Annotated in this window: 11 protein-coding genes and 2 riboswitches; of the genes, 4 read left to right on the top strand and 7 right to left on the bottom strand. The window is 41.9% G+C overall.

Features of this window, described 5'->3' with window-relative positions:
- Positions 1 to 79: 79 nt before the first annotated feature.
- From EII37_RS02750 to uvrA, 5 genes are all read right to left on the bottom strand, one after another.
- Complete coding sequence (locus EII37_RS02750; protein ID WP_124787525.1) at positions 80 to 649, bottom strand: SP0191 family lipoprotein; 570 nt, start codon at positions 647 to 649, stop codon at positions 80 to 82.
- Between the two features lie 66 nt (positions 650 to 715).
- Positions 716 to 1114, bottom strand: a complete 399-nt coding sequence (spx, locus tag EII37_RS02745) for a transcriptional regulator Spx (RefSeq protein ID WP_000591165.1) — start codon at positions 1112 to 1114, stop codon at positions 716 to 718.
- A 135-nt stretch (positions 1115 to 1249) separates the two neighbouring features.
- Positions 1250 to 3910 carry a magnesium-translocating P-type ATPase gene (mgtA, locus tag EII37_RS02735; protein WP_124787524.1) on the bottom strand — a complete coding sequence of 887 codons (2661 nt, stop codon included), beginning with the start codon at positions 3908 to 3910 and terminating at the stop codon, positions 1250 to 1252.
- A gap of 324 nt (positions 3911 to 4234) precedes the next feature.
- A riboswitch (M-box (ykoK) riboswitch) is annotated at positions 4235 to 4386 on the bottom strand.
- A gap of 57 nt (positions 4387 to 4443) precedes the next feature.
- Positions 4444 to 5505, bottom strand: a complete 1062-nt coding sequence (locus EII37_RS02725; protein WP_124787523.1) for a Xaa-Pro peptidase family protein — start codon at positions 5503 to 5505, stop codon at positions 4444 to 4446.
- The gene (gene uvrA / locus EII37_RS02720; protein ID WP_124787522.1) at positions 5498 to 8329 is read right to left on the bottom strand and encodes an excinuclease ABC subunit UvrA; all 2832 of its coding nucleotides are present in this window, start codon (positions 8327 to 8329) and stop codon (positions 5498 to 5500) included. The genes EII37_RS02725 and uvrA overlap by 8 nt, the downstream gene beginning before the upstream one ends.
- Before the next feature lie 131 nt (positions 8330 to 8460).
- Here uvrA and EII37_RS02715 point away from each other — a divergent pair, with 131 nt between their 5' ends.
- The 4 genes from EII37_RS02715 to EII37_RS02700 all read left to right on the top strand — a co-directional run bounded on the left by EII37_RS02715 (position 8461) and on the right by EII37_RS02700 (position 11848).
- Positions 8461 to 9405, top strand: a complete 945-nt coding sequence (locus EII37_RS02715) for a magnesium transporter CorA family protein (protein ID WP_000815623.1) — start codon at positions 8461 to 8463, stop codon at positions 9403 to 9405.
- 11 nt (positions 9406 to 9416) lie between these two features.
- The gene (locus EII37_RS02710) at positions 9417 to 10094 is read left to right on the top strand and encodes a DUF1129 domain-containing protein (RefSeq protein WP_124787521.1); all 678 of its coding nucleotides are present in this window, start codon (positions 9417 to 9419) and stop codon (positions 10092 to 10094) included.
- A gap of 350 nt (positions 10095 to 10444) precedes the next feature.
- Positions 10445 to 11479 carry a S66 peptidase family protein gene (locus EII37_RS02705; RefSeq protein ID WP_124787520.1) on the top strand — a complete coding sequence of 345 codons (1035 nt, stop codon included), beginning with the start codon at positions 10445 to 10447 and terminating at the stop codon, positions 11477 to 11479.
- Between the two features lie 105 nt (positions 11480 to 11584).
- Positions 11585 to 11848, top strand: a complete 264-nt coding sequence (locus tag EII37_RS02700) for a SemiSWEET family transporter (protein ID WP_000166114.1) — start codon at positions 11585 to 11587, stop codon at positions 11846 to 11848.
- Positions 11849 to 11932: 84 nt separating this feature from the next.
- Here EII37_RS02700 and EII37_RS02695 read toward each other — a convergent pair whose 3' ends face one another.
- Positions 11933 to 12496, bottom strand: coding sequence for a DNA-3-methyladenine glycosylase I (locus tag EII37_RS02695; protein ID WP_124787519.1), 564 nt, complete (start codon positions 12494 to 12496; stop codon positions 11933 to 11935).
- A gap of 9 nt (positions 12497 to 12505) precedes the next feature.
- Positions 12506 to 13099, bottom strand: coding sequence for a Holliday junction branch migration protein RuvA (gene ruvA / locus EII37_RS02690; protein ID WP_124787518.1), 594 nt, complete (start codon positions 13097 to 13099; stop codon positions 12506 to 12508).
- Positions 13100 to 13255: 156 nt separating this feature from the next.
- A riboswitch (FMN riboswitch) is annotated at positions 13256 to 13370 on the top strand.
- Positions 13371 to 13486 lie beyond the last annotated feature (116 nt).

The following is a 13486-nucleotide window of genomic DNA, read 5'->3' as shown; positions in this document are numbered from 1 at the left end:
CCCTCTTTCCTTAGAATAGTACCATTATAGCATAATTCCTTACGTTCTACAATTCAGGCAGTCTATTGATTTGGATTTTCTACTGTTCTGTCGCGCCATTTGCCAATCTGTCTGCTACATATTGACTCGGTTCATTTTTCAAAAGATTTTCCAAGCCAATATTCTTTAGATATTCAACCTGTGAAGCTTTTTTGATATCTAAAACCTGAAAATCATAAGTAGTTGTTGTTTGAATTTCTGTTTCACTTAGTAGCTTCGTCTCAAGAGTAAAACCTGGCAACTTGCGTGCTTCCTGAATCGAGGTATCTTTACCTTCAGCTTCAATAAGGGCTTTTTGGGTAGCCTCTACACCATGCTCAGTTACAAAAGTCTTCAATTCATCGGTAACTGGTCTTTTCTGAATAATAGTCAAACTTAAAAATTGTTTTCCTTTATATGTGACCGTTTGAATCTGCTGACTACCGTCTGTTGACTTCGGTAGCATAAATGTTTTTGTAACTACTGTATTCTTCTCAGCATTCTCTAGGACAGGTAAGGTTGACTGTAACGTTTCAGATTCACTACTAGAGGACGCAGTTGTCGCTTTTTTTTGCCCACATCCAGCAAGCAAGAAAAGTAGTGCAAAACTTGTAATCAGTATTTTTTTCATAATTCCTCACATCATTTTTGAATTAAAAGAGTAAACAAGGCTAGGAAGCACTCCCAGCCTTGATGTTTATAGAGCTGCACGCAAACGTGCTTCTGCATTTTCTACATTACGGACAGAGCGTGGTAGGAAGGCACGAATATCGTCTTCCTTATAGCCAACTTGCAGGCGTTTTTCATCTACAAGGATTGGGCTCTTTAAAATTCTCGGTGTTTCCATAATCAGATTGAGGACTTCATTGACACTCAAATCTTCAATATCCACTCCAAGGGCTTTGGCATAGCGATTTTTAGATGAAACAATGCTGGCTATTCCGTTATCTGTTTTGGTTAGAATATCCAGTAATTCTTCTCTAGTAATTCCTTCTTTACCAAGGTTTTGTTCTTTATAACTTAACTGGTGGGCATTGAGCCAGGTTTTCGCTTTTTTACAGCTAGTACAACTTGAGACTGTATAAATTTTAATCATGTACCTACCCCTTTCGCTACATGTTACTATCAGTTTAGTCTATTATACCATAAAAAACATCCGACTTGCGACCTATTTTTAAATTTTTTTGACTTTTTTCGTCATTTTCGTACTTTTTTCTTGACAAAATGAAATTTACAGCCATTCTTTATATTTCTTGATATAGATTTTTTTCACAATTGTCACGCTAATCATGTACAAAATGATGATAAAAATCAAAAAGATGAAATAAATCGGTTTCAAAGGAGTTAAATGAAGAAAGCTAGCTAGTAGACTGTAGGGAAGGAAGGTCACAAAGGCTGCAGCCAATAAGGTTGTCACAAGGACTAGCCAAGCTGGACGACTTTGTAAAAAAGGAATGTTGGCTGAACGCAACATATGGATAACCATGGTCTGCGACCACATGGACTCGATAAACCAACCCGTTTGGAACAAAACAATAAAGCCTACGGCAGACTCTGCCCCATGAACGTAAGTTTGACCTGTTGTCATAGGTACAATGATAAAATAAAGCAAACTGAAGGTCAAAATATCAAAGGCAGAAGAGATAGGTCCCATCCAAATCATGAAACGTGTGATGGACTTAGCTTCCCAGGTATGCGGATTTCTCAAAAAATCTTTATCCACCTTGTCAAAAGGCAAGGCAATACAAGACAAATCATAGACTAGATTTAGGATAATCAAATGAACTGGAGCCATCGGTAAAAATGGTAAAAAGATTCCAGAGACCAATAGGGATAAGATATTTCCAAAATTAGAACTCACTGTCATTTTGATATATTTGGTCATATTGGCATAAACCTTACGACCTTCAACAAGTCCTTTTTCAAGCACCATTAGATCCTTATCAAGCAGGATAACATCAGCTGTTTCTTTGGCAATATCTACTGCTGTATCAACAGAAATCCCCACATCTGCAACTTTCATAGAAGGAGCATCATTGATTCCATCTCCCATATAGCCAACAGCATGACCATTGGCCTTAAATTGCAAAATAATCCTTGCTTTTTGATCAGGAGAAAGTTTGGCAAAGACTGTTACCTCCTCTACGGCTTGGGCCAATTCTTGATCACTCATCTGATCAATTTCAGACCCCAACAGCATCTGATTGATATCCAAACCAACCTTTTCACAGACTGCTTGGGTAACTTTTTCGTTGTCTCCCGTCAAAATCTTTGTTTGAACCCCATGCTCTAACAGTGCCTTAATTGCTGGTGCTGCAGATGGTTTAGGAGGATCTAGGAAAGCTAAATAACCAGTTAGAATCATATCTCCTTCGTCATCAACTGTATAGGCATGACCTTCCCTCAAACCTGACTTATAGGCCACTCCCAAGACACGCAAACCTTGTTGATTTAGCTGTCTGACTTCTGCTAAGATTTCTTCTCTAATAGCATCTGTCAAGGGAGTAATCATTCCATGATATTCCGCATGACTGGAAATCATCAACATTTCCTCAAGGGCTCCCTTAGTTACCAAACTAACCGTTTCGTGTTCATCCTTAACGATAACACTCATCCGTCTACGTTCAAAATCAAAGGGAAGTTCATCTATTTTTTGAAAGGTTTGAGCCAGATTTTGCAAGAGGGCGTGTTCTTTTGCTTCCTTTTCAGTCCGCTTGATAATAGCTCTGTCCATCAAATTTTTCAGACCAGTTTGAAAATAGGAATTGAGATAGGCCCGTCTCAAGACGGTCAAATCCAAGCGCCCGTGGATGTCCAAGGGATATTCTAGAACGATTTCATCTTGGGTTAAAGTTCCTGTTTTATCTGTACACAAGATATCAATCGCCCCTAAATCCTGTATGGCATTGAGTTTTTTGATAACCACTTTTTCCTTGGCCATGATAATAGAACCCTTTGCTAGGCTAGCGGTAATAATCATAGGCAGCATCTCAGGTGTCAATCCAACACCGACACTCAGTGCAAATACACCTGCCTCTAACCAATCACCATCTGTTAAACCATTGGACAAGAAAACGATGGGAACCATAACCAACATCAAGCGAATCAAGAGCCAAGAAATACTATTCATCTCCCGTTCAAACGAAGTAGGCTCATCATAGGTGTTTAGAGTCTGCTCAATGGCTCCCATCATGGTAGCATCACCAACCGCCAAAACTACAGCCTTAGCACTACCAGACAAGACATTGGTTCCCATAAAGGCCAAGGATTCAGCTTCGAGAAGGCTATCAGATTGTTGGTCTATTGCCCTGGTCAAGGCCAATTTTTCAACTGCATCACTTTCTCCTGTCAAACCAGACTGTTGTACAAAGAAATCGCGCGACTCAAATAAAAGAAGATCTGCTGGAATCATATCACCAGCGCTTAATTTAACCACATCACCTACTACCAAATCATCGATAGGTACTTCTTGAATTTCCCCTTGACGAATGACAGTCGCTGTGTTAACAATCATTTTTGAAAGATTGGTGGCTGCCTTATCACTGCGGAGTTCTTGAACAAATCGAATGCCACCAGAAATGAGGACTAGGACAACAATGATAATAGAAGTCGTGGGATCCTCTTGACCTGATTTTGCCAACCAAACATTGGTCACTAAAGATATAGTAGCAATGACAAGCAAGATAATTGTGAAAGGATTGATAATCGATTCGTAAATCTTTTTCAAAATCGAATCTTCTTGGCCTTTGGTAATCATATTTTCTCCATAGAGGCTACGATTTTTTTCGACTTGTTCCTCTGTCAATCCGTTTAAACTGGTATGATAAAAAGTTAGACTCTCGTCTAAAGGGACTTGAATAGCTGTCGCTAATCTTTCTTTTGTAGTTTTCATGTATTCTCCTTCCTTAGTGAGAATAGCAATTTTTACTCACTTTCTCACTCTAAACAAGGAGTCACTCACTGTCTAATACTCAATGAAAATCAAAGAGCAAACTAGGAAACTAGCCACAGGCTGTACTTGAGTACGGCAAGGCGACGTTGACGTGGTTTGAATTTGATTTTAGAAGAGTATAAATCTCAAAGGCGAGTATACAAAACAGTAACTGACTCATATACTGCGGCTCTGGATGATCATCAATTTGCATACTCTTCTCCTTTCTTTATTTTTAACAGTAGAAAATCCTACCATCAAAAAATGGCAGGATTAAAAAACTAATTATCTGTTTTTTCGTTCAAGCTTTAACTCCATAGGGCAATGTAATGAGCTTAGTCTTAGCCTTCGCGACCAAAACTGTTGACCAACGAGTAGTGTCTCCACTGCTTTGCGGTAGTCATCCGTATCCCTATGGTAGCCTCACCTACCGTTTTCGTCTTTCAGTATAAACCTTTAAATTTTAAAAGTCAATCATTTGAGCTGTTTGACTATTAAATGACTATCAACTCTTTTGGAGCTAGGGTCAATAATTCACAACCTGTCTCTGTAATCAAGATATCATCCTCAATACGAACGCCATATTTGCCTTCGATATAGATACCTGGTTCATCGGTTAAGGCCATACCTGCCTTAATAATTTCTGTAGAAGTTTGGCTAAAGTAAGGCTCTTCATGGATATCCAGTCCAATACCGTGTCCAATACCGTGGGTAAAGTAGTCGCCATAGCCTGACTCGATGATAATATCACGAGGAATTTTGTCAAAGTCTCGGAAAGCTAATCCTGCCTTAGCCTGGTCAATCAAGGCTTGGTTGGCTTTCAGAACCGTATTGTAAATTTCCGCCTGCTCGTCGCTGACATGCCCCAGATAGATAGTTCGTGTCATATCGCTAACATAGTGGTCATAGAGGCAACCGAAATCCATGGTAATAGCTTCCCCTAGCTCCACTGGTTTGTGCATGGGATGAGCATGAGGTTTGGAAGAGTTGATACCGCTAGCTAGGATAGTGTCAAAAGACAAGCCAGATGCTCCCAACTCACGCATACGGAAGTCAAGGAAGTTGGCAATCTCAATTTCAGTTTTTCCTGGTGTGATAAAGTCAAGCGCATCGCGAAAAGCTTGGTCTGAGATAGAACAAGCCTTGCGAATAGCTGCAATCTCTGCCTCATCCTTAATCATTCGAAGGCCTTCAACAAACTGAGTTTGTGGAAGCAAGTCCAAACCTGCAAAAGCTGCCTGCATACGGTGATAATAAGAGACTGAAATCTCATCTTCAAAACCGATACGAGACAAGCCCATGTCCTTGACAATTCCTGCAATGACAGCCAATTCATCACGGTCAGCCACAATCTCAAAACCACTGGTTTCTTGCTTGGCTGCAATGATATAGCGAGAGTCTGTCACCAAAACCTGACGGTCACGACTGATGAATACTGTTCCATTTGAACCCCAAAAACCAGTCAAATAATAGACGTTTTTAAGGTTATTGATGATAATGCCATCCAGTTCCTTTTCTTGCATTTTAGATAGAAATGCTTGTACGCGTTTATTCATGATGTAACTTTCCTTTCAAATACTGTCCTGTGTAGCTGGCTTCGTTGGCCGCTACTTCTTCTGGAGTTCCCGTTGAGATGATGGTTCCACCACCGACACCGCCCTCAGGTCCCAAGTCGATGATATGGTCTGCTGTCTTGATAACGTCTAGATTGTGCTCAATGACGAGGACTGTATTGCCATCGTCTACAAAGCGAGCTAAAACCTTAAGCAAGCGAGCAATATCCTCGGTATGAAGACCTGTCGTCGGCTCATCCAGAATGTAGAATGACTTACCTGTCGAGCGTTTGTGGAGTTCACTAGCCAGCTTCATACGCTGAGCTTCTCCTCCAGAAAGGGTGGTAGCAGGTTGCCCCAATGTCACATAACCAAGTCCCACATCCTTGATGGTCTGAAGTTTACGTTGAATCTTTGGAATGTGTTGGAAAAACTCCACCGCATCGTTGACGGTCATGTCCAAGACTTGCGAGATATTTTTTTCCTTGTAATGAACTTCTAGGGTCTCACTGTTGTAGCGGGTTCCGTGGCAGACTTCACAAGCCACATAAACATCTGGCAAGAAGTGCATCTCAATCTTGATGATCCCGTCACCTGAGCAGGCTTCACAGCGACCACCCTTGACGTTGAAACTGAAACGCCCCTTCTTGTAACCTCGAATCTTGGCCTCATTTGTCTGGGCAAAGAGGTCACGGATGTCGTCAAAAACTCCCGTATAGGTAGCCGGGTTAGACCTCGGCGTTCGTCCGATTGGACTCTGGTCAATATCAATCAAGCGGTCTACATGCTCAATCCCTGTGATGGTCTTGAATTTACCAGGCTTATCTGAATTACGGTTGAGCTTCTGGGCAATAGCTTTTTTGAGGATGCTGTTGATTAAGGTCGACTTCCCTGAACCTGATACCCCTGTCACCGCGATGAATTTTCCTAGTGGGAAACGAGCTGTGACATTTTGCAGGTTGTTCTCACGCGCTCCTGTCACTTCGATAAAACGACCATTTCCGGTACGGCGATCTTCTGGCACTGGAATGGCACGTTTTCCTGACAAGTACTGGCCTGTGATAGACTTACTGTTACGAGCCACCTGTTTGGGCGTACCTGCCGCAACAATTTCCCCACCAAAAACACCGGCACCGGGACCAACGTCAATCAGATAATCCGCCTCACGCATGGTATCTTCATCATGTTCCACCACGATAAGAGTATTGCCCAAATCACGCATCTTTTTGAGACTGGCAATCAGACGGTCATTGTCCCTCTGGTGAAGACCGATTGACGGCTCGTCTAGGATATAGAGGACACCTGATAAGTTAGAGCCAATCTGGGTCGCCAAGCGAATACGCTGACTTTCCCCACCTGAAAGGGTTCCTGCCGAACGTGACAGGGTTAGATAGTTAAGACCCACGTTATTAAGGAAAGTCAAACGGTCCTTGATTTCCTTGAGAATGGGACGAGCAATAATAGCTTCATTTTCAGACAAGGTTAGCTGACTCACCAAGTCCAAGTGATCTGCGATAGACAGGTCTGAAATTTCTCCGATATGTGGACCTTGCTCGCCACCCACACGGACAGACAAGGCCTGGTCATTGAGACGATAGCCGTAACAGGTTCCGCAGGTCAGCTCATTCATGTAGAGGCGCATCTGGGTGCGGGTGTAGTCACTATTGGTTTCATGGTAGCGACGTTTGATATTATTAACAACTCCCTCAAAAGGAATATAGATATCACGCACGCCACCAAATTCATTCTCATAGTGGAAATGGAATTCCTTACCATCTGATCCATAGAGAATCAAGTTCTTATCTTCTTCTGACAAGTCCTCAAAAGGCTTATCCATATCCACTCCAAAAGCTGTCATGGCCTGCTCTAGCATATTTGGATAGTAGTTAGATGAGATAGGATTCCAAGGTGCTAGCGCCCCCTCACGTAGCGTTTTGCTGGCATCTGGCACTACTAGGTCGATATCCACCTCCAGCTTGATGCCCAAGCCGTCACATTCACTACAAGAACCAAAAGGTGCATTGAAAGAGAAGAGACGAGGCTCTAACTCTGGAACAGTAAATCCACAAACTGGGCAGGCATAGTGCTCAGAGAACAATAACTCAGAGTCGTCCATAGTGTCGATAATGACATAACCTTCTGCGATACGAAGGGCAGCCTCAATGGAGTCAAAGAGACGACTACGGATGCCCTCCTTGATGACAATACGGTCAACCACGACATCAATATTGTGTTGCTTGCTCTTAGACAACTCTGGTACTTCGGTCACATCATAGACTTCCCCATCCACACGGACTCGAACATAACCATCTTTCTGAACCTTCTCGATAACACCCTTATGTTGGCCTTTTTTCTTGCGGATGACAGGGGCCAAGATCTGCAAGCGCTGGCGTTCAGGTAACTCCAAAACCTTATCAACGATTTGCTCCACCGAAGAGGCCTTGATAGCCCCATGCCCGTTGATACAGTAAGGCGTCCCCACACGTGCGTAGAGGAGACGCAGATAGTCATTGATTTCAGTCGTTGTTCCCACCGTCGAGCGAGGATTTTTACTAGTCGTTTTCTGGTCGATGGAAATAGCTGGGCTGAGACCATCAATAGCATCTACATCAGGCTTCTCCATATTTCCCAAGAATTGACGAGCATAGGCTGACAAACTCTCTACATAGCGCCGTTGTCCCTCGGCATAGAGGGTATCAAAGGCCAGACTGGATTTCCCTGAACCTGACAAGCCTGTCACGACAACCAACTTGTCTCGTGGAATCTCCACATCAATATTTTTTAAATTATGGGCACGCGCCCCATGAATGACAATTTTATCTTGCATCTTTGTTCTTTCTAGTCCATTATTGCTTACCATTATACCAAAAAAAGTGAGATTCTATTACCCAAAAGGCTGAATTTGTAGTATAATAGTACGGTGTGAAAAAATCTGAAAAATGAGAAAGGATAAGGGATATGAAACAAGTTTTTCTCTCTACAACAACTGAATTTAAAGAGATCGATACGCTTGAACCGGGTACTTGGATCAATCTCGTCAATCCGACTCAAAATGAATCACTCGAAATCGCCAACGCCTTCGATATTGATATCGCCGACCTTCGAGCACCGCTCGATGCGGAAGAAATGTCTCGTATTACCATTGAAGACGAGTACACCCTGATTATCGTTGACGTGCCAGTCACAGAGGAAAGAAATAACCGCACCTACTACGTAACCATCCCGCTTGGTATTATCATCACCGAGGAAACCATTATCACTACGTGTTTGGAACCATTACCAGTCCTTGATGTCTTTATCAACCGTCGCTTGCGTAATTTCTACACTTTCATGCGTTCGCGTTTTATCTTTCAGATTCTTTATCGCAATGCAGAACTATACCTAACAGCCCTTCGTTCGATTGACCGTAAGAGTGAACAAATCGAAAGTCAACTGCATCAATCAACTCGTAATGAAGAATTGATTGAGCTCATGGAATTGGAAAAAACCATCGTCTATTTCAAGGCTTCCCTCAAAACAAATGAGCGTGTGATTAAGAAATTGACCAGCTCAACCAGCAATATCAAGAAATACCTTGAGGACGAAGATCTGCTTGAAGACACCCTGATTGAAACCCAACAGGCCATCGAGATGGCAGATATTTATGGAAATGTCTTACACTCTATGACAGAGACCTTTGCCTCTATCATTTCCAACAACCAGAACAACATCATGAAAACCTTGGCCCTTGTGACCATCGTCATGTCCATCCCAACCATGGTCTTTTCTGCCTACGGGATGAACTTTAAGGATAATGAAATCCCCCTAAACGGTGAGCCAAATGCCTTCTGGTTAATCGTCTTTATCGCCTTTGCTATGAGTGTCTCGCTCACTCTCTATCTCATCCATAAAAAATGGTTCTAAGAGGAATATTTATGTCTCAGATTGATCTACAAAAATTAACTAAGAAAAACCAAGAGTTTATCCACATCGCTACCCAACAATTCATCAAAGATGGGAAAACAGACGCTGAAATCAAGACTATTTTTGAGGAAGTCATTCCTCAAATCCTTGAAGAGCAAGCCAAGGGTACGACTGCTCGTTCCCTCTATGGCGCGCCAACTCATTGGGCTCATAGTTTCACTGTCAAGGAACAATATGAAAAAGAGCATCCAAAAGAAAATGATGATCCAAAACTGATGATTATGGACTCAGCTCTTTTCATCACTAGCCTCTTTGCCCTCGTCAGCGCCCTCACAACCTTCTTTGCGGCAGATCAAGCTTTCGGCTATGGATTTGTCACCCTCCTGCTAGTTGGACTGGTTGGTGGATTTGCCTTCTACTTGATGTACTACTTTGTTTACCAATACTATGGACCAGATATGGACCGCAGTCAACGTCCACCTTTCTGGAAATCTGTACTGGTTATCCTAGCTTCTATGTTCCTTTGGTTGCTTGTTTTCTTTGCAACAAGCTTCCTACCAGCTAACCTTAACCCCGTACTTGCTCCATTGCCACTAGCTATTATCGGAGCAGCCCTCCTAGCCCTTCGCTTCTATCTCAAGAAGCGCTTGAACATCCGCAGCGCAAGTGCAGGACCAACACGCTATTAAGAGAATGATAAAAGCAACTGCAGGTGCGGTTGCTTTTTTACTACTTTCTTGATTTAAAAGCATTCTTCTGAAATCCCACATAGCCCTATCTAATCTTTTATGATAAAATAGGCTCATACTCAATGAAAATCAAAGAGCAAACTAGGAAGCTAGCCGCAGGTTGCTCAAAGCAGTGCTTTGAGGTTGTAGATAGAACTGACGAAGTCAGTAACATATATACGGCAAGGCAAAGCTGACGTGGTTTGAAGAGATTTTCGAAGAGTATTAAAAGTATTCTTCTGACATCCCACATAGCTTTCTCTTATCTTTTGTGATAAAATAGGCTCAATCTATTTCTAGGAGGATAAGATATGGTTTCTACTATTGGTATTGTTAGTTTATCTAGTGGCATTATCGGAGAGGACTTTGTCAAACATGAAGTTGACTTGGGTGTCCAACGTCTCAAGGATCTGGGACTCAATCCTATCTTTTTGCCCCATTCGCTAAAAGGATTAGACTTTATCAAAGACCATCCTGAAGCGCGTGCAGAGGATTTGATGCATGCCTTTTCTGATGATAGCATCGACATAATCCTATGCGCCATCGGTGGAGACGATACCTATCGCTTACTACCTTATCTTTTTGAAAATGACCAACTACAAAAGGTTATCAACCAAAAAATATTTCTTGGTTTCTCGGATACAACCATGAACCATCTCATGTTGCATAAACTAGGAATCAAGACTTTTTATGGCCAATCCTTTTTAGCTGACATTTGTGAATTAGACAAAGAAATGTTAGCCTATAGCCTTCACTACTTTAAAGAATTGATTGAGACGGGAAGAATCTCAGAAATCCGCCCTAGCAATGTTTGGTATGAGGAACGAACGGATTTTAGTCCCAAGGCTCTGGGGACACATCGTATCAGTCATGCAAATACTGGTTTTGACTTGTTGCAAGGAACTGCCCAGTTCGAGGGAAAAATCCTCGGTGGTTGCCTCGAATCCCTCTACGATATCTTTAACAACTCTCGATACGCAGACAGCACGGATCTCTGTCAAAAATACAAACTTTTCCCTGACTTGTCAGACTGGGAAGGAAAAATTCTCTTGCTAGAAACAAGCGAAGAAAAGCCTGAGCCGGAATATTTCAAAAAGATGTTGCAGACTTTAAAAGAAACTGGCATATTCGAGGTCATCAGCGGACTCTTGGTCGGGAAACCTATGGATGAAACTTTCTATGACGACTATAAAGAGGCACTATTGGATATCATTGACAGCAATATCCCTATTGTCTATAATCTGAATGTCGGCCACGCAACTCCAAGAGCCATTGTCCCCTTCGGAGTCCACGCCCATGTAGATGCAAAGGAGCAAATCATTCGCTTTGACTATAACAAAAAATAAATAGTTTCTCTATTTTTGTGCTTTTGTATTGGTTTTCGTTACAATTTGTATCTGAATTTATTGCATTTCGCTAATTTCTATGGTATCCTTTTGAAGGAGGTGTATATGACAAAACAAAAAATTAATCGAATCGTAGGTTCTATTGGTGCCTTTATTGGAATTATAGTATTTATTGCCTACATACCTCAAATTATCGCTAATTTACAAGGAAATAAAGCTCAACCATTTCAACCTTTATCAGCTGCAATATCTTGCTTAATCTGGGTTATTTATGGATGGACAAAGGAACCTAAGAAGGATTGGATACTAATCATTCCAAATTCAGCTGGTGTTATTTTAGGTGGAATCACTTTTCTGACTTCACTCTAACAAATATACTAGTATATATAAAAAGCTGGGAAAAATTTCTCAGCTTTTTTCTATATTCTCAGATATGCTAGTTACCTGTACACACTAATGACCGCTTTTCCACTCACAACCATTCTCGTGGTCATCAACTAGCCCTGCTGCTTGTAGAAAAGACAAGACAGCGACTGGACCTGTGAACTTGAAGCCTCGCTTTTTGAGATCTTTGGCTAATTTCTCAGACAGAGGTGTTTTAGCTGGGGCTTGGCGGTAATCGGGAACATCGTTAACGATCGTTTTCCCCTCAACAAAGGACCAAAGATAGGCATCAAAAGAGCCATATTCTTCCTGTAGTCGTAGAAAGGCTTGGGCATTAGCGCGTGTAGCAAAAATCTTAGCTCTATTTCGGATGATGGCTGGATTCTCCAGCAAGGCTTCCAATTCGGTGTCAGTCATCTCTGCGACTGCTTGAATGTGATAGCCATTAAAGGCTTCTCGGAAAGATTGGCGTTTGTTGAGCACCGTTTCCCAAGACAGGCCTGCCTGATAGGTTTCCATACACAACAACTCAAACAATGCTTGGTCATCATGGAGGGGTTGGCCCCACTCCTCATCATGATAGGCAATGTAGAGCGGATTGGTCATCTTGACCCACGAACAACGTTTTGTCATGCTCTGCTCCTATTTGACCAACATTTTAAGGGCCGACTTGATATAGTTCTCAGCTGTATCTGTCGTTCCTTCAAAGAATTTCTTGATTTTCTTGAGCTCGGTTGCCTTGTAGCCCAGTGCCAACATGGCTTCCATAGCTTCTTCCAATTCTTGATTTTCAGCGCTAGCTTGCACTGCCACCTTAGCAGGAAGGTCATCACTAGCCACGACTACCTTGCCTTCCAAGTCCAGCACCATCTGCTGGGCTGTTTTCTTGCCAATTTTAGGGAACTTGGTCAAGTAGGTGATATTCTTGGTTTCGATGGCTTGAACCAGGCCAGCATTGTCATCGGCAGCGATAATAGCGAGAGCTGATACAGGACCAATCCCAGAAACCGAAATCAGACTGAGAAAGAGCTTTTTCTCGTCTTCTGAGCAAAATCCATAAAGCAGATGAGCGTCCTCACGCACGATCTGATGCACATAAATTTGAGCTTCTTGGTTGACCTGTCCTGAGTAGGCATAGGGATTAGCCACATGCAAGATATAACCGATACCGTTGACTTCAAGAACAATGTATTTGGCAGTGATTTTGGTAATGATTCCTTTAAGATATTCGTACATAGTTTTCCTTTTCTCTTATTTCGTTTATCTAGTATATCATATTTTCTTTATCCGAGGAGCGAGAATTGATTATCACAAATACAGTATATCAAAAATAATTTATGTTTATCTGTTGACATATTCAAAATTAAGTACTATAATCATCTGTAATTGAATAACTATCTTCAGGGCAGGGTGCAATTCCCTACCGGTGGTATAGCCCACGAGCCGAAAGGCATGATTTGGTGAAATTCCAAAGCCGACAGTATAGTCTGGATGAAAGAAGATAAAAGTATATTTGTGCTTTTTGTGTGCTCTGAAATGATTACTTGTCATTTCAGAGCATTTTTGTTAATCGCATAAGTTTTCTTTTGTATGCCTTGAATAGTCCCCTATTCAAGGTATATT

The organism is Streptococcus sp. OH4692_COT-348 (assembly GCF_003859975.1).
Taxonomy (GTDB): domain Bacteria; phylum Bacillota; class Bacilli; order Lactobacillales; family Streptococcaceae; genus Streptococcus.
This window is presented reverse-complemented; position numbering and strand designations above follow the sequence as displayed.